This window comes from Curtobacterium sp. NPDC090217, assembly GCF_044746705.1.
GTDB lineage: Bacteria > Actinomycetota > Actinomycetes > Actinomycetales > Microbacteriaceae > Curtobacterium.
Map to the genome: position 1 here is coordinate 17,128 of NZ_JBIVCR010000009.1, position 20,476 is coordinate 37,603.

General features: G+C 70.1%; 16 protein-coding genes. 5 read left to right on the forward strand and 11 right to left on the reverse strand.

Annotated elements, in window-relative coordinates:
* Positions 1 to 2 precede the first annotated feature (2 nt).
* Positions 3 to 3,161 carry a 3-phosphoshikimate 1-carboxyvinyltransferase gene (gene aroA / locus ACIPJ2_RS19100; RefSeq protein WP_402730165.1) on the reverse strand — a complete coding sequence of 1,053 codons (3,159 nt, stop codon included), beginning with the start codon at positions 3,159 to 3,161 and terminating at the stop codon, positions 3 to 5.
* A gap of 118 nt (positions 3,162 to 3,279) precedes the next feature.
* On the opposite strand from aroA, the gene ACIPJ2_RS19105 reads away from it, so the two are divergent.
* Positions 3,280 to 4,419: a glutamate--cysteine ligase gene (locus ACIPJ2_RS19105; protein ID WP_402730166.1), complete on the forward strand. Its 1,140-nt coding sequence runs from the start codon at positions 3,280 to 3,282 to the stop codon at positions 4,417 to 4,419.
* Between the two features lie 69 nt (positions 4,420 to 4,488).
* On the opposite strand, the gene ffh is transcribed toward ACIPJ2_RS19105, so the two are convergent.
* A complete protein-coding gene (ffh, locus tag ACIPJ2_RS19110; RefSeq protein ID WP_281264876.1) occupies positions 4,489 to 6,039 on the reverse strand; it encodes a signal recognition particle protein in 1,551 nt (516 codons plus the stop codon).
* A gap of 93 nt (positions 6,040 to 6,132) precedes the next feature.
* Between ffh and lipB the strand changes: the two genes are divergently transcribed.
* Both lipB and lipA read left to right on the forward strand, forming a co-directional pair.
* Positions 6,133 to 6,822: a lipoyl(octanoyl) transferase LipB gene (lipB, locus tag ACIPJ2_RS19115; protein ID WP_402730167.1), complete on the forward strand. Its 690-nt coding sequence runs from the start codon at positions 6,133 to 6,135 to the stop codon at positions 6,820 to 6,822.
* Positions 6,819 to 7,802, forward strand: a complete 984-nt coding sequence (lipA, locus tag ACIPJ2_RS19120; protein WP_281264878.1) for a lipoyl synthase — start codon at positions 6,819 to 6,821, stop codon at positions 7,800 to 7,802. Before lipB ends, lipA begins: the two co-directional genes overlap by 4 nt.
* A gap of 86 nt (positions 7,803 to 7,888) precedes the next feature.
* Here lipA and ACIPJ2_RS19125 read toward each other — a convergent pair whose 3' ends face one another.
* Positions 7,889 to 8,047 carry a hypothetical protein gene (locus ACIPJ2_RS19125; protein WP_281264879.1) on the reverse strand — a complete coding sequence of 53 codons (159 nt, stop codon included), beginning with the start codon at positions 8,045 to 8,047 and terminating at the stop codon, positions 7,889 to 7,891.
* A 58-nt stretch (positions 8,048 to 8,105) separates the two neighbouring features.
* Positions 8,106 to 8,975, reverse strand: a complete 870-nt coding sequence (gene ftsY / locus ACIPJ2_RS19130; RefSeq protein ID WP_281264880.1) for a signal recognition particle-docking protein FtsY — start codon at positions 8,973 to 8,975, stop codon at positions 8,106 to 8,108.
* Positions 8,976 to 9,179: 204 nt separating this feature from the next.
* On the opposite strand from ftsY, the gene ACIPJ2_RS19135 reads away from it, so the two are divergent.
* Positions 9,180 to 10,211, forward strand: a complete 1,032-nt coding sequence (locus ACIPJ2_RS19135; RefSeq protein WP_402730168.1) for a TerC family protein — start codon at positions 9,180 to 9,182, stop codon at positions 10,209 to 10,211.
* A 97-nt stretch (positions 10,212 to 10,308) separates the two neighbouring features.
* Here the strand turns inward: ACIPJ2_RS19135 and ACIPJ2_RS19140 are convergent, their stop codons facing one another.
* The 7 genes from ACIPJ2_RS19140 to ACIPJ2_RS19170 all read right to left on the reverse strand — a co-directional run bounded on the left by ACIPJ2_RS19140 (position 10,309) and on the right by ACIPJ2_RS19170 (position 19,517).
* A complete protein-coding gene (locus ACIPJ2_RS19140; protein ID WP_402730169.1) occupies positions 10,309 to 14,061 on the reverse strand; it encodes a chromosome segregation SMC family protein in 3,753 nt (1,250 codons plus the stop codon).
* Positions 14,062 to 14,127: 66 nt separating this feature from the next.
* On the reverse strand, positions 14,128 to 15,099 hold the full coding sequence (gene mutM, locus ACIPJ2_RS19145) for a bifunctional DNA-formamidopyrimidine glycosylase/DNA-(apurinic or apyrimidinic site) lyase (RefSeq protein ID WP_402730170.1): 972 nt from the start codon (positions 15,097 to 15,099) through the stop codon (positions 14,128 to 14,130).
* Between the two features lie 3 nt (positions 15,100 to 15,102).
* Complete coding sequence (gene rnc, locus ACIPJ2_RS19150) at positions 15,103 to 15,897, reverse strand: ribonuclease III (RefSeq protein WP_402730171.1); 795 nt, start codon at positions 15,895 to 15,897, stop codon at positions 15,103 to 15,105.
* Between the two features lie 13 nt (positions 15,898 to 15,910).
* Positions 15,911 to 16,114 carry a 50S ribosomal protein L32 gene (gene rpmF, locus ACIPJ2_RS19155; RefSeq protein ID WP_058728177.1) on the reverse strand — a complete coding sequence of 68 codons (204 nt, stop codon included), beginning with the start codon at positions 16,112 to 16,114 and terminating at the stop codon, positions 15,911 to 15,913.
* Between the two features lie 105 nt (positions 16,115 to 16,219).
* Complete coding sequence (locus ACIPJ2_RS19160) at positions 16,220 to 16,681, reverse strand: YceD family protein (protein ID WP_402730172.1); 462 nt, start codon at positions 16,679 to 16,681, stop codon at positions 16,220 to 16,222.
* Between the two features lie 124 nt (positions 16,682 to 16,805).
* The gene (gene coaD, locus ACIPJ2_RS19165; protein ID WP_402730173.1) at positions 16,806 to 17,297 is read right to left on the reverse strand and encodes a pantetheine-phosphate adenylyltransferase; all 492 of its coding nucleotides are present in this window, start codon (positions 17,295 to 17,297) and stop codon (positions 16,806 to 16,808) included.
* A gap of 30 nt (positions 17,298 to 17,327) precedes the next feature.
* Positions 17,328 to 19,517: an ATP-dependent DNA helicase RecG gene (locus ACIPJ2_RS19170; RefSeq protein ID WP_402730175.1), complete on the reverse strand. Its 2,190-nt coding sequence runs from the start codon at positions 19,515 to 19,517 to the stop codon at positions 17,328 to 17,330.
* Between the two features lie 139 nt (positions 19,518 to 19,656).
* Here ACIPJ2_RS19170 and ACIPJ2_RS19175 point away from each other — a divergent pair, with 139 nt between their 5' ends.
* Positions 19,657 to 20,220, forward strand: coding sequence for an RsmD family RNA methyltransferase (locus ACIPJ2_RS19175; protein ID WP_402730174.1), 564 nt, complete (start codon positions 19,657 to 19,659; stop codon positions 20,218 to 20,220).
* Positions 20,221 to 20,476 lie beyond the last annotated feature (256 nt).

The window sequence follows — 20,476 nt, forward strand, 5'->3', positions numbered from 1 at the left end:
GGTTACTTCTCCTTCGTCGCGACGAGCGCGGCAGCCTGCTCGCGCAGGACGTTCTTCTGGACCTTGCCGACCGCGTTGCGCGGCAGCTCGGCGATGTACTCGAGCCGCTCCGGCCAGTAGTACTTGGACACCCCGGACTTCTCGAGGTACTGCTGCATCGTCCGGAAGTCGAGCGGTTCACCCTGACGGGCGGACACGACGAACGCACAGGCGCGCTCCCCGAGGCGCTCGTCGGGCATCGCGACGATGGCGACGTCGGTGACGAGCGGGTGCTGGTAGAGCAGGTTCTCGATCTCCACGACCGGGATCTTCTCGCCACCGCGGTTGATGACGTCCTTGACGCGGCCGGTGATCGACAGGAAGCCCTTCGCCGACACCTTCGCGAGGTCGCCGGTCTTGTACCAGCCGTCCTCGGTGAAGACGTCGTCGGTCAGGTCGGGGCGGTCGAGGTACCCGTCGAACATCGTCGGCGAGTGCAGCTCGTAGTTGCCCTCGGTGTCGGCCGGCAGCTCGTTGCCCTCGTCGTCGACGATGCGGATCCTGATGCCGGGCAGCGCGCGACCGTCGTGTCCGTAGGCGTCCGCCGGGTCGTCGGACGGGCTCGACAGCGCGCCGAGGCACGTCTCGCTCGTGCCGAACGCACCGAGGATCGCGGTGCCGAGCACGGTGCTGGCCCGCTGGGCGAGGGCGCGGGGAACCGCGGCTCCGGTCGGGACGAAGATGCGGAGCGCCTCGGGCTGCGGTGCACCCGCCTCGACCAGGTCGACCAGGTCGGTCAGGAACGGCGTCGCGCACTGCACGAAGGTCGCCCCGGCCGCACCGAAGGCCTGCTCGAGGGCGACGGTGCCGTCCCACACCGGCTGGATGACCTGCGGCGCACCGAGCCGGAACGCCAGCAGCATGCCGTAGAGGAAGCCGGTCTGGTGCGCGAGCGGCGACGGGATGTAGATCCGGTCGTCGCTCGTCAGCCCGGACTGCGCGACGTGCATCGCGGTGGCGAGGCCGAGCGTGCGGTGCGGGTGCTGCACGCCCTTCGGCTCACCGGTGGTGCCAGAGGTGAACAGCAGCTGGCAGATGTCGTCCGGCGTCGGCGCGTGCGAGCGGATCTGTTCGACGTCGACCTGGACGCTCTCGAGCGCGGTGTCGAAGTAGCGCCAGTTCCACTCGCTCGCCGCGACGCGCTCGGCGGCGTCGGCGGGCAGCGGTGCCTGGTTGGTCGGGGTGTCGCCCTGACCGCGCGCCTCCGACCGGATCACGATGACGTGTTCGACCGAGAGACGACGCTTCTGCGCCTTCGCCTCGTCGACCACGTCGAGGAGCTCGAGCGCTGGGCGACGCTTGCGGAACACGTTCGGCAGGAACACGACGCGGGCACGAGAGCGGGCCAGCGTCATCGTGGTCTCACGCGGGCCGAACACCGGCATGATCGGCGTGGCGACGGCGCCCATCTGGATCGCGCCGAGGGTGATCGACACGAACTCGCGCCAGTTCGGGAGCTGCATGGCGACGGACTCACCACGGCGCACGCCGAGCTCGAGGAGCAGCGCGGAGACCTTGTCCGCCTCCTCCTGGAGTTCCTTCCAGGTCGTGTTCACGGGTTCGGGACCGCCGACCTCGATCACGGCGAGGCCGTCCGGGTCGGTCTCGGACAGCGTCCGGACCTTCTCGGAGAGCACGAGCGGGTCGGCGTCGACGCCGGTGAGCTCCGGCAGGTCAGCGGCACGGGCCGCGGCGTCGGTGTCCTCGCCGAGGTCGGTGTGCTGGTTCGACACGTCGGCACGGTCGGCGCGGGTGTCAGCGGCCGCCATCGCCGCCTCGGCGTCGCCGACCTCCATCTCGAGGCCGACGGAGTTCATCGCCTCGAGGAACGTCGGGTAGGAGATCCGGTAGGCACGCGGATACGTGAGCGCGGAGACCCCGTCGGCCTTCGACGCGGCGACCGCGAGCGACATGAGCACGCGGTGGTCGTTGAACGACGACATCGACGCGCCGTGCAGCTCACCGGCACCCACACCGGTCACGCGGAGTTCGTCGGCGCCCTGCTCGGCACGTCCACCCATCCGGTTCAGCTGCAGCATGGCGGCGACGCGGTCCGACTCCTTGAGCCGGATGTGCGCCACGTTCCACAGCCGGGTCGTGCCCTCGGCGAAGGTCGCCATCGTGGACAGGATCGGCAGGAGGTCCGGGATCGGCTGGCAGTCGATGTCGAGGGGCTTCAGCGGGGAGCCGTCGTGCTCGATCCGCACGAAGCCGGTCTCCTCGTCGATGCGCATCGGGACGCCCATCGCCGTCGCGAGGTCGAGGAACTCGCTCTCCGGGTGGTCGGTGTCCGCGGTGGTGAACGAGGTCATGCCGCGGAGCAGCACGTTGGACTCGCGGATGCCGGCAGCGGCGATGCCGAAGGCGGCGGAGCCGATGTCGGGCGGGATGACGTAGTCGTGCGGGGTCGCCTGCTGGTTCGCCGGGATCCGGTACTCGAGCCAGTCGTCGGAGACCTCGACCCGCAGGCCGAACTGGCGCATCATGCGCACGGTGAGCTCCACGTACGGCTGCTCGTTGAGGCGGCCGCCCGTGATGTGGATGCGTGTCTCCTCTTCCGCGAACGGCGCGACGAGGAGCAGGCCGGAGATCCACTGCGAGAGCGTGCCCGCGATCGTGACGTCGCCGCCGCGCGGACGCTTCGGCTGGACGGTGACCGGCGGGCAGTCGTTCGTCGCCTCGAGCTCGACGCCCATCTGGGTCAGCGAGGTCAGCAGCGCCTTGATCGGTCGGCGCTGGAAGTACTTCATGCCCGACAGCGTCATGGGCTTGTCCGCGAGGGATGCCAGTCCGGTCATGAAGTAGAGCGTCGTGCCCGACGAGCCCATGTTCAGGATGCCGTCGGCGCCGCGCGACCCGTGGTCGACGACGTCGGTCGCTTCGTACCGCCCACCGAGCCCGGTGACGTGGTACTCGTTCCCGCGGCGCTTGATGTCGATGCCGAGGGCACGGAGGGTGCCGACGGTCCACTCGACCTGCCGTGTCGTGCTGATCCCGGAGACGATGCTCGTCCCCTTCGCCAGCGACGCGAGGACCAGCGCGCGGTGCGCGTGGTACTTCGAGACCGGGATGTCGAGCTCTCCGATGAGCGGGGCAGAAGTACCTCGTACGACCAGCTGCATGCGTTCCTCTTCCCTGTTGAGCGCTTCTACGGTAGTCCTGATGGGGAAATCCTGAGAATCGAAACCGCACGACCGGGACAAGCGTTCGTTGTGCGTGTCCGACAAGGATCCGGGCAGGATGTTCAGCATGGACATCCGCTTCACCGAGTCCCCGGCATCGACCATCGGCGTCGAGTGGGAACTCCCACTGGTCGACCGCGACACCGGCGACCTGACCCCACGAGCCCCAGCGGTCATCTCCGCCGTCCGCGAGCGGCTCGGCTCGCACGAACAGGTCACCGAGGAGCTCCTGACCAACACGGTCGAGGTCGTCACGGGCGTCCACCACACCGTCGGGGGCGCGACGAACGAGCTCTCCGGCATCATCGGCGAGGTCGTCGACGCCGCTGAACCCCTCGACGCGCAGGTCATGTGCTCCGGGACGCATCCGTTCGCGGTGTGGGACCAGCAGGAGATCACCCCCGACAGCGAGCACTACACGACGCTCATCGACCGGACCAGGTGGTGGGGACGCCAGATGCTCATCTGGGGTGTGCACGTGCACGTCGGCATCGACGACCGCGACAAGGCACTGCCGATCCTGGGCGCGATGCTCGCGTACGTGCCGCACATCCAGGCGTTCACGGCGTCCAGCCCGTTCTGGGCAGGGACCGACACCGGGTACGCGTCGAACCGGGCCCTGATGTTCCAGCAGCTGCCGACCGGCGGACTCCCGCCGCAGCTCGGCGCGTGGGCGAACTTCGAGGAGGTCGTCGGCGACCTGACGCACACCGGCGTCATCGAGGGCGTCGGGGACCTCCGGTGGGACATCCGCCCGTCGCCGCAGTGGGGCACGCTCGAGAACCGGGTCTCCGACGGCATCTCGACCCTGCACGAGGTCGGTGCCGTCACCGCGCTCGTGCAGTGCCTCGTCACCGCCTGCTCGGACCGGCTCGACGCCGGGGAGACCCTGCCGACGATGCAGCCGTGGTTCATCCGCGAGAACAAGTGGCGCGCGGCCCGCTACGGCATGGAGGCGGAGATCATCACGAACGCCGCCGGCGACGAACGGCTCGTCACGGACGAGGTGCACGACCTCGTCGAGCGACTGGACCCGATCGCGGAGCGGCTCGGCTGCCAGCAGGAACTGCACCACCTCGACACGATGATCGAGCGCGGCGCGTCGTACCAGCGGCAGCTCCAAGTCGCGCAGGAGAACGACGGCGACCTGCGCGCGGTCGTCCGCCACCTGGTCGGGGAGCTGCGCGACTCCCTCTAGCCGCCCCGACACGGACGGGAGGCCCGGTGCCAGCTGGCACCGGGCCTCCCGTCCGTCTGGTGGTCGCGCCTAGCGACCCAGGAACTTCTGCAGGCTCGCCAGCTCTTCCTCGGTGGGCGCCTTGCCGTTCTTGCCGCCACCGAGGCCGAGGCCGGAGCCCTTCGGCGCCTGCTGCGGTGCAGCAGCCGCACCGGCGGCGAGGGCCGCACGCTTCGCCGGGTTGCCGACCTTCTTCTTCTTGCCGCCGCCCTGCTGCTGCTTCTTGCCGCCGTGCATGCCGGGGATCGGCCCCATGCCCGGCATCTGCGGGACGCCACCACGGGCGACGGTCTTCATCATCTTCGCCGCCTGCTCGAAGCGGTTCACGAGCTGGTTGACCTCGGTCACGGTGGAGCCGGCACCGCGCGCGATGCGGAGACGACGCGAGCCGTTCAGGAGCTTCGGGAGCTCGCGCTCCTGCGGGGTCATCGACTGGATGATCGCCTCGGTGCGGACGATCTCGCGCTCGTCGAAGTTGTCGAGCGCCTCGCGCATGCCCTTGGCGCCGGGGAGCATGCCGAGCATGCCCTTGATCGAGCCGGCCTTGCGGAGCTGCTGCATCTGCTGCAGGAAGTCGTTCAGCGTGAAGCTGTCCGTCGCGATCTTGTCCGCGACCTTGCGAGCCTCTTCCTCGTCGAACGCGCCCTGGGCCTGCTCGATGAGGGACAGGATGTCGCCGAGGTCGAGGATGCGGCTCGCCATGCGGTCCGGGTGGAACGGCTCGAAGTCGTCGAGCGACTCGCCCGTGGACGCGAACATGATCGGGCGACCGGTGACGCTGGCGACCGACAGGGCAGCACCACCGCGGGCGTCGCCGTCGAGCTTCGACAGGACGACACCGGTGAAGTCGACACCTTCCTGGAACGCGCGCGCCGTGGTGACGGCGTCCTGACCGATCATCGCGTCGATGACGAAGAGGACCTCGTCCGGGTCGACGGCCTTGCGGATGTTCGCCGCCTGCTTCATGAGCTCGGCGTCGACACCGAGTCGACCGGCGGTGTCCACGATGACGGTGTCGTACTGCTGGTCGACCGCGGCCTTGATCGCGTTCTTCGCGACCTTGACCGGGTCCCCGACGCCGTTGCCGGGCTCTGGCGCGAAGACGTGCACACCGGCCTGCTCGCCGACGACCTGGAGCTGCTGCACGGCGTTCGGACGCTGGAGGTCCGCCGCGACGAGCATCGGCGTGTGGCCGTCCTTCTTGAGCCACTTGCCGAGCTTGCCCGCGAGGGTCGTCTTGCCGGCACCCTGCAGACCCGCGAGCATGATGACCGTCGGCGGCTTCTTCGCGAACTCGAGCCGCCGCTGCTGACCGCCGAGGATGCCGACGAGTTCCTCGTTGACGATCTGGACGACCTGCTGCGCCGGGTTCAGCGCCCGGTTGACCTCGTCGGAGAGGGCACGCTCGCGCACCGATGCGGTGAACGCCTTGACGACCTCGAGCGCGACGTCCGCGTCGAGGAGTGCCCGGCGGATCTCGCGGACGGTGCCGTCCACGTCCGACGGGGAGAGCCGTCCCTTCGTCCGCAGGTTGCGGAAGGTCTCGGTCAGCCGATCAGAGAGGGATCCGAATTGCGCCATGATCCGACGATTCTACAGGCCCCGTTCCGCAGCGTCCTGTCACGCCGAAACGGGTTTGTTGGACGGAGTCCAGAAACGCCGTACGCTCGGAGCATGCCGGAACTCGAGGTCCTCCGTCCGCCCGGACTGCTCGACTACGCCGAGGGGCTCGCACTGCAGCGGACGCTCCACGCCGACGTCGTCGCTGGCCGCTCCCCCGGGGCACTCGTCCTCTGCGAGCACCCCTCCGTGTACACGGCCGGTCGACGCACCGAGCGGTCCGACCTGCCGACGGACGGCTCCCCCGTGGTCGAGGTCGACCGGGGCGGACGCATCACCTGGCACGGACCCGGGCAGCTCGTCGCCTACCCGATCGTCCGGCTCGCCGACCCCCTCGACGTCGTGGCGTGGGTGCGCGACCTCGAGCAGGTCATCATCGACGCTGCAGCGACCGTCGGGGTCGTCGCCGAACGGGTCGACGGCCGCAGCGGCGCCTGGGTCCGGAACCCGGCCGGCACGTTCGACAAGGTCGGCGCGATCGGCCTGCACGTCGGGGAGGGCGTCACGAGCCACGGCATCGCGATCAACTGCGGCAACGCGCTCGACGCGTACGCCGCGATCGTGCCGTGCGGGATCGCCGACGCCGGCGTGACCACCCTCGGCGCGGCGGCAGCGCGAACCGTGACCGTCGACGACATCGCCGACACCGTCGCACGTCGAGTCCAGGACGCGCTCGACGGCATGCACACCGGCGCACGCATCAGCGGCGCCGTCATCAGCACAGCCGAACGGATCCCCGCATGACCCTCGCTCCAGAAGGCCGCCGCATGCTCCGCGTCGAGGCCAGGAACGCCGAGACACCGATCGAGACGAAGCCCGCGTGGATCAAGACCCGCGCGACCCAGGGTCCGGAGTTCAAGGAGGTCTCCGCCCTGGTCAAGTCCGAGCAGCTGCACACCGTCTGCCAGGAGGCCGGGTGCCCGAACATCTTCGAGTGCTGGGAGGACCGCGAGGCGACGTTCCTCATCGGGGGCGCCCAGTGCACGCGCCGGTGCGACTTCTGCCAGATCGACACCGGCAAGCCCGAGCCGCTCGACCGTGACGAGCCCCGACGCGTCGCGGACTCCGTCGCCAGCATGGGCCTGCGCTACGCCACGGTCACCGGTGTCGCACGCGACGACCTGGACGACGGCGGGGCCTGGCTCTATGCCGAGACCATCCGGGCGATCCACGAGCACTCCCCCGGCACCGGCGTCGAGATCCTCGTGCCGGACTTCAACGGCCGCCCGGACCAGCTCGGCCAGGTGTTCGACGCCCGCCCGGAGGTCTTCGCCCACAACGTCGAGACGGTCCCCCGCATCTTCAAGCGCATCCGTCCGGCCTTCCGGTTCGAGCGCTCGCTCGACGTCATCACGCAGGGGCGCGACGCGGGCCTCGTGACGAAGTCGAACCTCATCCTCGGCATGGGCGAGGAACGTGCCGAGATCGAGGACGCCCTCCGGCAGCTGTACGACGCCGGCACCGACATCATCACGCTCACGCAGTACCTCCGTCCGTCGCCCCGGCACCTGCCGGTCGCGAGGTGGGTCAAGCCGGAGGAGTTCGTCGAGCTCCGCGAACTCGCCGAGGACATGGGTTTCGCGGGGGTCCTCGCCGGTCCGCTGGTCCGGTCCTCGTACCGTGCCGGACGGCTCTGGGCCCGTGCGACCGTCGCGCGCGGCGGCACGGTGCCGGCGCACCTCGCGCACCTGGTGGACGCCCCGGTGGGCCGCCAGGCGGTCTAGGACGAGCCACAGACCGACAGGAGGCACGGTGCCAGCTGGCACCGTGCCTCCTGTCTGCGTGGTGCCCGTTCAGGGCACGCTGCTTGCTACGCGCGACCGCGGATGCTCCGCAGCAGCCAGCCGATGACGGCGAGGATGATGAGGACGATGCCGACCCAGAGCAGGAACTTCAGTGCACCGACGAAGATGCCGCTGAAGAGCAGGACGAGGCCGACGACGATCGCGATGATCAGGAGTGCGGGCATGTGAGGGCTCCTTCCGTGTACCTGGACGATCCCTGTACTGCCGAGACGGTACCCGGAATCAGCCGACGAGGTTCTGCACGAACACGTGCGGGGTGAACCCGGTCAGGTCGTTGATGCCCTCGCCCTGCCCGATCAGCTTGATCGGGATGCCCGTCTTCTCCTGCACGCTCAGCACGAACCCGGCCTTCGCGGAGCCGTCGAGCTTCGTGATGACGAGCCCGGTCACACCGGCACCCTCGATGAAGGCCTGCGCCTGCGCGAGCCCGTTCTGCCCGGTCGTCGCGTCGAGCACGAGCAGGACCTCGGAGATCTCGGTCTGCTTCTCGACGACGCGCTTGATCTTGCCGAGCTCGTCCATCAGCCCGGCCTTGGTGTGCAGACGACCCGCGGTGTCGATGACCACGATCTCGGTGCCTTCTCGCATGGCCTTCTCGACGGTCTGGTACGCCACCGACGCCGGGTCCTGGCCGGGCTGGGCGGGGCGGACCACGTCGACCCCGGCACGCTGGGCCCACGTCGCGACCTGCTCGACCGCCGCCGCACGGAACGTGTCCGCCGCGCCGACGAGCACCGTGCGGTCGTAGGTCTTCAGGAACTTCGCGAACTTGCCGATCGTGGTCGTCTTGCCGACGCCGTTCACGCCGACGACCAGGACCACCGCGGGACGCGCGCTGAGCTTCAGGGTGGTGTCGAGCTTCGAGAGCCGTTCCTCGAGCACCTCGCGGAGCATGCGCTGCAGGTCGGCGGGGTCGGTCGTGCCGTAGCGGTCGACGCGGGCGTGCAGGTCCTCGATGATCTCCTCGGAGATGTCCGGGCCGAAGTCAGCGCCGATCAAGGCCGTCTCGAGGTCGTCCCACGTCGTCTCGTCGATGGTCTTCCGCTGGAAGAGCCCGCGCAGCCGGGAGGACAGTGACCAGGAACTCGCCATGTTCCCAGCTTAGGGCGCGGCGGCTGATGCCGGTCCCCGGTATGCTCGGCCTCACGAAGGGGAGTATTCCCTCTCGGTGACCTCGTCAGTACGGTCCGGGACGATCCGGATCCGGGGCGCCGGTCGCGATCGGTTGCAGCAGATCGCGGCGGAAGAGACCTTCAGGCCTCGGCGTACCCGGTACGCCCCCTGAAGGGAAACTCCTTGGACGTCCCGTTCCTCGTCTGGATCATCACCATCGCCGGCATCCTCGGCCTGCTGGTGTTCGACTTCTTCTCGCACGTGCGCAAGCCGCACGTGCCGCACATCCGCGAGTCCGCGTTCTGGTCCGTCGTGTACATCGCCCTGGCGATCGTGTTCGGCATCGGGATCTGGGTCTTCGGCGGCAATCAGGCCGGCGGTGAGTACTTCGCCGGGTGGCTGACAGAGAAGGCCCTGTCGGTCGACAACCTGTTCGTCTTCCTCATCATCATGTCGTCGTTCGCGGTGCCGAAGGAGTTCCAGCAGAAGGTCCTCCTCGTCGGGGTCGCGATCGCCCTCGTGGCCCGCGGCCTGTTCATCGCGCTCGGCGTCACGATCATCGACAACTTCTCGTGGGTGTTCTACCTGTTCGGCGCGCTGCTGTTCTGGCTCGCGTGGTCCCAGGCCCGCAGCGGCAACGACCACGGTGCAGACGAAGGCGATTCCCGCCTCATCCGGGTCCTGAAGCAGATCATCCCGACGTCGGACCACTACGACGGTGACCGCCTGACCACGAAGGTCGACGGCAAGCGGCTGTTCACCCCGATGCTGCTCGTCATGGTCGCCATCGGCCTCACCGACGTGCTGTTCGCGCTCGACTCGATCCCCGCGATCTTCGGTCTGACGCAGGACGCCTTCATCGTCTTCACCGCGAACGCGTTCTCGCTCCTCGGGCTCCGACAGCTCTACTTCCTCATCGCGGGGCTGCTCGAGCGGCTCATCTACCTCGGCCAGGGGCTCGCCGTCATCCTCGGGTTCATCGGCGTGAAGCTCGTGTTCCACGCCATGCACGTCAACGAGCTGCCGTTCATCAACGGCGGCGAGCACATCGAGTGGGCGCCGGAGATCCCGATCTGGTTCTCGCTCGGGTTCATCATGCTGACGATCGCGGTCGCGACGGTCGCGTCCCTCGTGGTCTCGAACAAGCGTCGTGCGCGCGGCCTGACCCCGACGGGCTCGCAGCCCACGGTGGCTGCGGAGGCCGACGCGAAGTAGCCGCGAAAGCGACAGTTCCCCGCCGGAGTCCAGCGGGGAACTGTCGCTTTCGCGGTACTCCCCCGCGGGCCAGCGGGCAGCCGGGCCGGGCGGCGCGCTACGCGGCGTCGCGACGCTGGACGCGCTGGCCGACCACGGCCGAGACGCCGTCCTGCCGCATGGAGACGCCGTACAGCGCGTCGGCGATCTCCATCGTGCGCTTCTGGTGCGTGATCACGATGAGCTGCGAGGCCTCGCGGAGTCGTTCGAACACGGTCAGCAGCCGCCCGAGGTTCGCGTCGTCGAGCGCCGCCTCGACCTCGTCCATGATGTAGAACGGCGAGGGCCTCGCGGTGAAGATCGCCACGAGGAGCGCCACCGCCGCCAGGGACCGCTCGCCACCCGACAGCAGCGTCAGGCGGTCGATCTTCTTGCCTGCCGGCTTCACCTGCACGTCGATCCCCGTCCCGAGCAGGTCGGTGGGGTCGGTCAGCGTGATCGACCCGGACCCACCGGGGAAGAGGATCGGGAAGATGACGTCGAAGGCCTCGCGGGTGTCGTTGAACGCCGACTCGAAGATGGTCTGCATCTTCGCGTCGAGCTCCTCGATGATCGTCATGAGGTCGGTGCGGGTCTTCTGCAGGTCCTCGAGCTGCTCGGCGAGGAACGCGTGCCGCTGCTCGAGCGCCTGGAACTCCTCGAGCGCGAGCGGGTTCACCTTGCCGAGCTGACCGAGGTCGCGTTCCGCCGCCTTCAGCCGGCGCTCCTGTTCGGCGCGCACGTAGGGCACCGTCTCGACCTCGGTGAGGTCGACGTCGTCGGTCGCGTCGAACTCGGGCAGCGCGGGGCCGCCGGGCAGGGTCGACTCGGCGTCGACGAGCTCGGGGACGTCCACGTCCAGGTCCACGTCCACGTCCACGTCCACGGAGTCCACGTCGGCGGAGTCGGGGGAGTCCGAGTCGACGTCCTCGTCCTCGTCCGGAGCGACCGCGGCTGCGGCGGCGGCGGCCGCCCGCGAGGCATCCCGGTGCTTCCGCGCGAGCACCCGGGGGTCGATGAGCACGTCGACGGGCACGGGAACGTCGGGCCCGTACTCCGCCACCAGGACGGCCTCGACGAGCCCGAGCTCGCTCTGCGCCCGGTCGAGCACGCCGGACACGTGGAGCTTCTTCTCGTAGATCTCCATCTCGAGCGAGTGCACACCGTCGGTGATCGACTGCAGGCGATCCCGCAGCTCGCGTTCCTCGTTCCGGATCGTCTGCAGCTCGGTGTTGCGCTTCGACCGTTCGGACTCCGCGGTCGCGAGTTCCACGCGCGCCTCGGCCAGCGAGCGGTCGACCGCGCCGAGCACCTCCGGCAGGTCCGCGAGGACGCTCTCGGCCGTCGCCATCTGTCCACGTCGGATGACCGCGAGCCGTGCCGCTTCCTCGGCCGCCGCACGCTCCGACTCGAGCTGCCGGTCGAGCTGGTCGGCACGCGACCGTTCGGCCCGCGCCCGCTCGCGCACGGTGTCGATCTGGATGCGCTGTTCGATCTCCGCGGCACGCGCCGCCTCGAGCGCGTCCTGCAGCGCCGGCCGTTCGGTGGCGTCGACGGTCGGTCGCGGCGCCCCAGCGTGCTCCTGCTGCGCCTGCTCGGCCTCGGCGAGGACACGTTCCGCTGACTCGACGGCACCGTCCGTCTCACCGAGCGCGGCCCGGAGTCGCTCGACCTCGGCGAGGGCGTTCTCCGCCTTCGCCCGGACCGACGCGCTCGTCCGGTCGTACTCCGCCACCGCAGCGGCGTGCGCGCGGCTCGTCCGGTCCGCGTCGTCCGCAGCGCGGCGTGCGTCGTCGACGTCGATGCGAGCGGCCTGGAGGCTCGTGGCGAGCTCCGCCACGGACGTCGCGATGGCATCGCGGCGCGTCACCGCGTCGTCCCGTTCCGCGACGAGCTCGATGCGCGAGGTGGTCCGCTCACCGCCGCCGGTCACGCGGACCGCACGGACCAGGTCACCCGACCGCGTCACGACCGTCGCCTGCGGGGCGGCGGTGAGCACGGCCTCCAGATCGACGTCGTCCGAGTCGGCGACCAGCGTGTCCGCGAGGATCGCGGACAGCGTCGGCGGGCCGCTGACCAGGTCGAGGGCGCGGCGGACGCCGGCGGGTGCGGAGGAGCCGACCGTGGTCCCTGCGGCGTCCGCGACGACCACGTCGATGCGACCGATGTCCTCGGTGCGGGCGTGTGCGACGGCGTCGAGGGCGGCTGCGCGGTCCTCGGCCAGGACGGCGTCGGCGAGTCCGTCGAGCGCCGCGGCGATGGCGGCCTCGAAGCCGGAGGTGACGGTGAGGTGGTCGGCGAGCCGGCCGACGATCCCGGCACGCCCCGCCTCGATGAGCGCCTGGGAACCGTCGCGGACGTCGATCGACATGCCGAGTGCGGCAACGCGCGCGTCGAGCGCGTCCCGCTCGCGTTCCATGCCGTGCAGCCGGTCGCGGAGCTCGTCGCGGGCGGTCTGCGTCCGTTCGAGCCGCTCGCGCGCGGCGTCCAGCGCAGTCTGCAGGGCATCGGCGTCGGTGTCCGCCGACGGGTCCGTCCCGACGTCCGCGAGGGCCGCCTCGGCGATCCGGGAACGTTCGGTGGCCTCGGTGAGCGCGCGCTCCCGTCGCTCCCGGTCGGCGACGGCGGAGCCCCGCTTGGACCGTGCCACGTCGACCGCACTGGCGAGCCGCTGCGCGTCGAGGTCGTGCTGGGAGACGAGCGCTGCCTGCGCGGCGATCCGCTCGTCGAGGGCGTCGAGGGTCGCACGGGCCTGCCGGACCCGGTCGGCTGCTGCTGCCATCCCCTGCTGCATCGCGGTGGCCTGGGCGTCGAGCCGGTCTCCTTCGGCCCGGACCCCGGCGACCTGCTCGGTGGTGATCGTGGGGCCTTGCTGCGGGGCGTCCGACTGCTGTGCGAGGAGCATCAGCCGCTGGTTGGCGAGGCTCGACAGGCCGCGGAGCCGTTCCTGCACGCTCTCCAGTCGGTGCACGACCGTGCGGGCGCGGTCGACGTCGTCGCCGACCATGCTCTGCTCGACGTGCTGCTGCCGGGCGCGGGTCTGGTCGAGGCGTTCGGTGAGGACGATGCGCTCGGACTTCCGGCCGGCCTCGACCTCCTGGTGCTCGTGCAGCTCGCGGCGCAGGCGGACGACGTCGTCCGCCAGGATCCTGGCCTTGGCGTCGCGGGCGACGGCCGCGACGGACTGGGCCTTGCGTGCGACCTCGGCCTGGCGACCGAGGGGCTTCAGCTGACGACGGATCTCGCCGGCGAGGTCGGACAGCCGCGTGAGGTTCGTCTGCATGGCGTCGAGCTTCCGGAGGGTCTTCTCCTTGCGCCGACGGTGCTTCAGGATGCCGGCCGCCTCCTCGATGAAGCCGCGGCGGTCCTCGGGGGTGGCGTGCAGGACCTTGTCGAGCTGCCCCTGGCCGACGATGACGTGCATCTCGCGCCCGAGGCCGGTGTCCGAGAGCAGTTCCTGCACGTCGAGCAGACGGCAGTTCTCACCGTTGATGGCGTACTCGCTGCCGCCGTTCCGGAACAGCGTGCGGGAGATCGTCACCTCGCTGTAGTCGATCGGCAGGAGCCCATCGGTGTTGTCGATCGTCAGGAGCACCTGCGCCCGACCGAGCGGGCCACGGGTCGAGGTGCCGGCGAAGATGACGTCCTCCATCTTGCCGCCACGGAGCGTCTTCGCGCCCTGCTCCCCCATCACCCACGCGAGGGCGTCGACCACGTTGGACTTGCCGGAGCCGTTCGGGCCGACGATGCAGGTCACCCCTGGTTCGAACGCGAACGTCGTCGGTTGCGCGAAGGACTTGAACCCCTTGATGGTCAGGCTCTTCAAGTACATGGCGGTCTCCGGGTGTGTCGCTCGTCGCGCTGCTCGCTGGCTGGTGTCTCGCTGTTCGGCGTCAGGCTAACGCCTGCGAGCGCGCGGACGCGGCTGGCACACGGGGCAGATGTGGCTGGACCGGTTCATGAACGCCTCACGCACGATCGTCGTGCCGCACCGCGGGCACGGCTTCCCCTGCTGGCCGTAGACGCTGAGCCGTTGCGAGAAGTAGCCGGACTGCCCGTTCACGTTGACGTACTGGGCGTCGAAGCTCGTGCCACCGTCCTCGAGTGCACGCGCGAGCACGCTGCGGACCTCGTGGAGGAGCAGCAGCACCGATGCCCGCGGAAGACGGTCCGCCGGCCGGTCGTAGTGCAGCTTCGCGGCCCACAGCGACTCGTCGGCGTAGATGTTGCCGATGCCGCTCACGACGCCCTGGTCGAGCAGCACCCGCTTGATGCCGCTGGAACGCTTCCTCGCCATCTGCACGAACCGGTCGTCGTCGAACGCGGGGTCGAGCGGGTCGCGGGCGATGTGGGAGACCTGCGTCGGGATGCTCCGACGCCAAGGGGCATCGGGCTGTCGGTCGTCCACGACGCCGGCGAACCCTGCGGGAGCGCCGTCGATCGTGGGCACCATCGCGTCGATCGCCATCGAGCCGAACGTGCGCTGGTCCACGAACTCGAGCTCGACGGGAGACTCCGGCGTGCCGTCGCGGTCCGACCCATCCGGCTGGACGTGGATGACGATGCGGCGGTGCTTCGCCGCCGGGCGGTCGCGGCCGAGCAGGATCTGCCCGCTCATGCCGAGGTGTGCCACGAGCGCTTCTGCCCGGCCGTCGGCGCCCGGCTCGGCGAGCGGGAGCCAGATGAACTTCCCACGGCGGACGGCGGCGGCGATGGTCCTGCCGGTCAGGCGGTGTGCGAAGTCCTCGGCGGGGCCGTCGTGGCGCGTGAGGGCCCGCTCGTCAGCGACGTGCACGGCGAGGACCCGTGCGCCGCTGACCGCGGGTTCGAGGCCGGCGCGGACGACCTCGACCTCGGGGAGTTCGGGCACGCGCTAGGACCCGGCGGGCTCTGCGGCGCCGGCGGGCTCTGCCGCGCGGTCTGGCGCCGCCGTCGTGCTGTCGTCGGTGCTCCGGCCGGAGAGGCGCGTCCAGGCGTCCAGCGCCGCGGCCATCTCGGCGGTCTTCTTGCTCGACCCGGAGCCCGAGGCGATGTCCTCGCCCTGCAGCACGACGGTCGCGTGGAAGGTCTTGTCGTGGTCAGGGCCCTCCTCGGTGACCCGGTAGGCCGGGTTGCCGAGGGTCAGCGACGACGCGAGCTCCTGCAGGCTCGTCTTCGGGTCCATCGCGGCACCGAAACGGTCGGGGTCGATGAGCAGCGGCTCCACGAGGCGCAGGACGAGCGCGGTCGCTTCGTCCGGTCCGGCGGAGAGGTACGTCGCGCCGATGACGGCTTCGACGGTGTCGGCGAGGATCGACGACTTGTCGCGGCCGCCGGTCAGTTCCTCGCCCTTGCCGAGACGCAGGTAGGCGCCGAGGCCGTTGAGCCGGGCGATCTCCGCGAGGGCGACCGTCGAGACGAGGCTCGCCCGGCGCTTGGCCAGGTCGCCTTCGTCGAGATCAGGGAAGTCGCGGTAGAGCTTCACCGTCACGGCTTGACCGAGGATGGAGTCACCGAGGAACTCGAGGCGTTCGTTGTGCCCGATGCCGCCGTGCTCGTACGCGAACGAGCGGTGCGTCAGGGCGAGTTGGAGCAACTCCGGGGACACGTCGACCCGGAGCAGTGCACGCAGACGAGCGACGTCCGACCCCGCGGGGTTGGACCCCGTGGAGCCGGACGTCGCTGCCATGCGTGCTACCGAATCAGACGTCGGCGACCTTGCGGCCCTTGTACTCCATGTACAGGGCGGTGCCGGCCGAGTCCTCGACGACCTTCGCGCGGTGCGGGAGGCTGTAGGTGACCTTGCCGTTCTCGATCGTCTTCACGAGCTGGACCGGCGCGGCCTTCCACTGCGAACGACGGGCGTGCGTGTTGGCACGGGATTGCTTGCGCTTGGGAACGGCCATGGTGGTTCTCTTTCGGTTGGTCGGTGGTCAGTCGGTGGAGGTGCTGTGAGCGCCGTGCTCGGTCTTCAGCTGTCGTTCTCGGACTTCAGCTGTCGTTCTCGGACTTCAGCTGTCGTTCTCGTCGAACGTCAGTCCGTCGAGCGCAGCCCAGCGGGGATCCGTCGGCTCGGGAGCCGTACGCCCCGTGTCTGCCAGGCGCTCCCCCGTCACCGGGTCGAGTCCTGGGCAGTCCGGTCGGCAGACCGGCTGGAACGGCAGTGACAGCACCACCGCGTCTCGAACGACCGGTTCAGAATCCACGTGGTCTTCGTGAACATGGAAGTCGAAATCCTCCGAGGCATCATACGCGAACAGCTCGGCGAAATCGACTTCGACCGGTTCGCTGATGTCGATGAGGCAGCGCGAGCACTGCCCGGTGGCCTCTGCGGAAGCGTGCCCGGAGACGAGCACGCCCTCGTGGAGGCCCTCGAGCCGCAGCTCGATGTGGATCGGAGCGCCCTCGCGAACGGCCACGACCCCTGCCCCGAGGGTCTCGGGGACGGTGATGTCGAGCGTGTGCTCGCGCATCTCGCCCGGGCGGTGCGCGAGGTCACGCACGCGCAGGGCGTAGGGGCTGTTCACGGGGGAAGACACGATCGACCATCCTAGCGCGGACAACGGCTGACGTCGAGGAGCGCGCTGCCGTGTCGTCTCAGCCGACGGCGTTCCGGAGTGCTTCGTCCACCACGACGGGCACGTACGGCGACACGTCTCCGCCGAGCGTCGCCACCTGCCGGATGAGCGAACTCGACACGTGGGCACGCGACGCCTCGGGCAGCAGGAACACCGTCTCGACGTCGGCGAGGTGCCGGTTTATGATCGCCATCGGGGTCTCGTACGCGACGTCCTCGCCCGAGCGGACGCCTTTCACCAGGACCGTCGCGCCGACCTGCCGACAGTAGTCGACGAGGAGCCCGGCGGTCCACTCCCCGACCCGGATGTTCGCCGGCGCACCGGTCTCGGCCAACGACTCCTCGATCAGCCGGACACGATCGACGGCGTCGAACATCGCGGTCTTCTTGTCGGGGTTGTGCACGACGAGGACGTGGACCTCGTCGAAGAGTCCTGCCGCCCGACCGATCACGTCGAGGTGCCCGAGGGTCACGGGGTCGAAGGAGCCGGGGACGACCGCGATCTGCGTCATACCCGCGACGATACCTGCCCCGCCGCCGGTTCAGTTCTTGCCGAGGAAGGCCGCGTCGGACTCGTCCAGACGCCGGGCGAGTGCGTCTCGGAGCTCGGGCTGCCCGTCGAGCGACGGGTCGATCCCGAGCAGTCGTTCGGCTTCTTCCCGCGCATCGACGATGATGTCGGCGTCCCGCACGACCCGGAGCAGGTTGAGGGACGACCGCCCGCCGGACTGCCGCTCCCCCAACACGTCGCCTTCGCGGCGGAGCTCGAGGTCCACGCGGGCGAGCTCGAAGCCGTCGTCAGACCCTTCCACTGCATCGACCCGCTCGCGCGAGGTGGTCTCGAGCTCGGCGGAGGTGACGAGCAGGCAGACGCCCGCGTACTGCCCACGACCGATGCGGCCGCGCAGCTGGTGGAGCTGGGAGACGCCGAACCGGTCGGCGTCGAGGATCGCCATCATCGACGCGTTCGGCACGTCGACGCCGACCTCGATCACGGTGGTCGCGACCAGGACGTCGATCTGGCCGGCCGCGAACGCCGTCATCACGCGGTCCTTCTCGTCGCCGGTCATCCGGCCGTGCAGGACCTCGATCCGGCGGCCGTCGAGGACCGGCATCGTGCGCATCCGCTCCGCCGTCGCGAGCACTGTGGCAGGCGCACGCTTCGGTGTGTCGTCATCCGCGTCGACTTCCGGCTCGCCGTCGTCCTCGGCGTGGGCGTCGTCGATCGCCGGGCAGACCACGAAGGCCTGCCGGCCGGCGCCGAGTTCCTCGGCCATGCGGGTCCAGATCCGCGACTCCCACCCGGGGTGCTCGGCGAGCCCCACCGTGAAGGTCTCCACCCCCGCGCGACCCGACGGCATGCCGGCGATCGTGGAGACGTCGAGGTCGCCGAAGACGGTCATCGCGACGGTGCGCGGGATCGGCGTGGCGGTGAGGACGAGCACGTGCGGCGGCCGCTCGCCCTTCGTGCGGAGGGCCTCACGCTGCTCGACACCGAACCGGTGCTGCTCGTCGACGACCACGAGGCCGAGCTCGGCGAAGTCCACCTTGTCGCCGAGCAGCGCGTGCGTGCCGACGACGAGCCGGGAGCTGCCGGACGCCGCCGCGAGGAGCGCACGACGGCGTTCGTCGGTGGACTGCGACCCCGTGAGGATGACCGGACGGAGTTCGGCGGCGAGGTCGGGGCCGAGGAACTTCACGATCGACCGCAGGTGCTGCGCCGCCAGGACCTCGGTCGGGGCGATGAGTGCCGACTGCCCGCCGGACTCCGCGACCGTCAGCATCGCGCGGATGGCGACGAGGGTCTTGCCGGAGCCGACCTCGCCCTGGACCAGACGGTGCATCGGCCACGACTCCGTCAGGTCGTGCGCGATCTCGTCGCCGACGGCGCGCTGGTCGTCCGTCAGGGTGAACGGCAGCGTCGCGTCGAAGCGCTCGAGGACCCCACCGGGCGACGCGGTCCGCGGGGTCGAGGCCGTCGCACGTGCGGCGATGCGACGCTGGACCAGGGCGGTCTGCAGCACGAACGCCTCTCGGTAGCGGAGGGCGTCCTGCGCACGCTTGAAGTCGGACACCTTCTCCGGGCGGTGCAGCAGTTCGAGCGCGCGTCGGAACGGCACCAGGTCGAGCCGGGCCCTGACGCCGGACGGGATCGGGTCGGCGATGTCCGGCAAGGTGTCGAGCACCACCGCCATGGCCTTCGCGATCTGCCACGAGGACAGCGACGCGGTGGCCGGGTAGATCGGGATCGGCTGCCGCGAGAACCGGATCGCTTCCTCGGACTCGGGGTCGGCGGTTGCACGGGGGTCGTCCGCGTCGAACAATTCGTAGTCGGGGTGCGCAAGCTGCCGGGCGCCGCGGTAGTCGCCGACCTTGCCCGCGAAGATCCCGCGGGCACCGACGACGAGGTCCTTCGTCCGCCAACCCTGGTTGAAGAACGTCAGCGTCAGCAGGCCCTTGCCGTCACCGATCTTCGCTTCGAGGATGGAGCCCCTGCGCTGGCGCATCGTGCGTTCGCGGACGTCGACGACCTCGGCGACGATCGTCACCGATTCCCCGATCGCGAGCGAGTCGAGCGCCGTCAGGGCACCGCGCTCGGCATAGCGGCGCGGCGCGTGCTCGAGGAACTCCCCCACCGTGCGGTACCCGAACGCCTTCTCGACCGCCTTGGCCGTGCGGCCGCCGAGCACGTTCGCGAGCTTCGTGTCCAGCGGCGCCGGACCCCACTGCAGGTCGGACGGGGCTGCCGGCGCGGCGGATCCTGAGGTGACCACACGGCAACGGTACCCGGGACGACCGACGTGCACCGAGCCTCCAGGACGACCTGTGGAGAACGTCGGAACGTGACCTGGTGGCCGCTACGGTTGCTGCATGACCCGCATCATCGCCGGCGCCGCCGGTTCCACGACGCTCCGGGTGCCGAAGTCGGGCACCCGACCGACGAGCGACCGGGTGCGCGAAGCGCTGTTCTCCTCGCTCGAGTCGCGCGGGCTCGTCGACGACACGGCCGTGGCCGACCTCTACGCGGGGACGGGTGCACTCGGGCTCGAAGCGGCCTCGCGCGGCGCGGTCGAGGTGGTCCTGGTGGACCGGGCTGCTGCTGCTGCGGCGGTCTGTCGCGAGAACGCGCGCACCGTGCAGCAGCGCGTCCCCGGTGTCCGCATCGACGTGCACGCGCAGCCGGCCCTCGGGTTCCTCCGCGGGACCGTCCGGACGTTCGACCTGGTGTTCATCGACCCGCCGTACGACGTCACGGAGTCCGAGATCGCCGAGGTGCTCGACGCGCTCGTCCCCCGGCTGACGCGCGACGCCGTCGTGATCGTCGAACGCAGCAAGCGATCGCCGGAACCGACGTGGCCCGCGGGGCTCGAGCCGTTCAGCAAGCGCAGTTACGGCGAGACCGTCGCGTGGGAGGCCGTGGTCGCCACCGCCTGACGCTGCCGGCGGGCGGCGCTGCCGACGGGCGGCGCTGCCGACGGGCGGCGCTGTCGACTCGGAACGACACCGCCGTTGTCGTACGACAGCGATCCTGTCGCTCCTTGCACGCGCAACAGTTGCGTGCGCCGGGCAACGACACCATCGACGTCGTACGACAGCTTGGGTTCATTCGGTGGTCGCAACACCTTGAGCGATTGGGGTGGTTGTGGTGGGTCGCGAGGCGGCGTATTCGCGGGAGTTCCGTGCCGTGTTC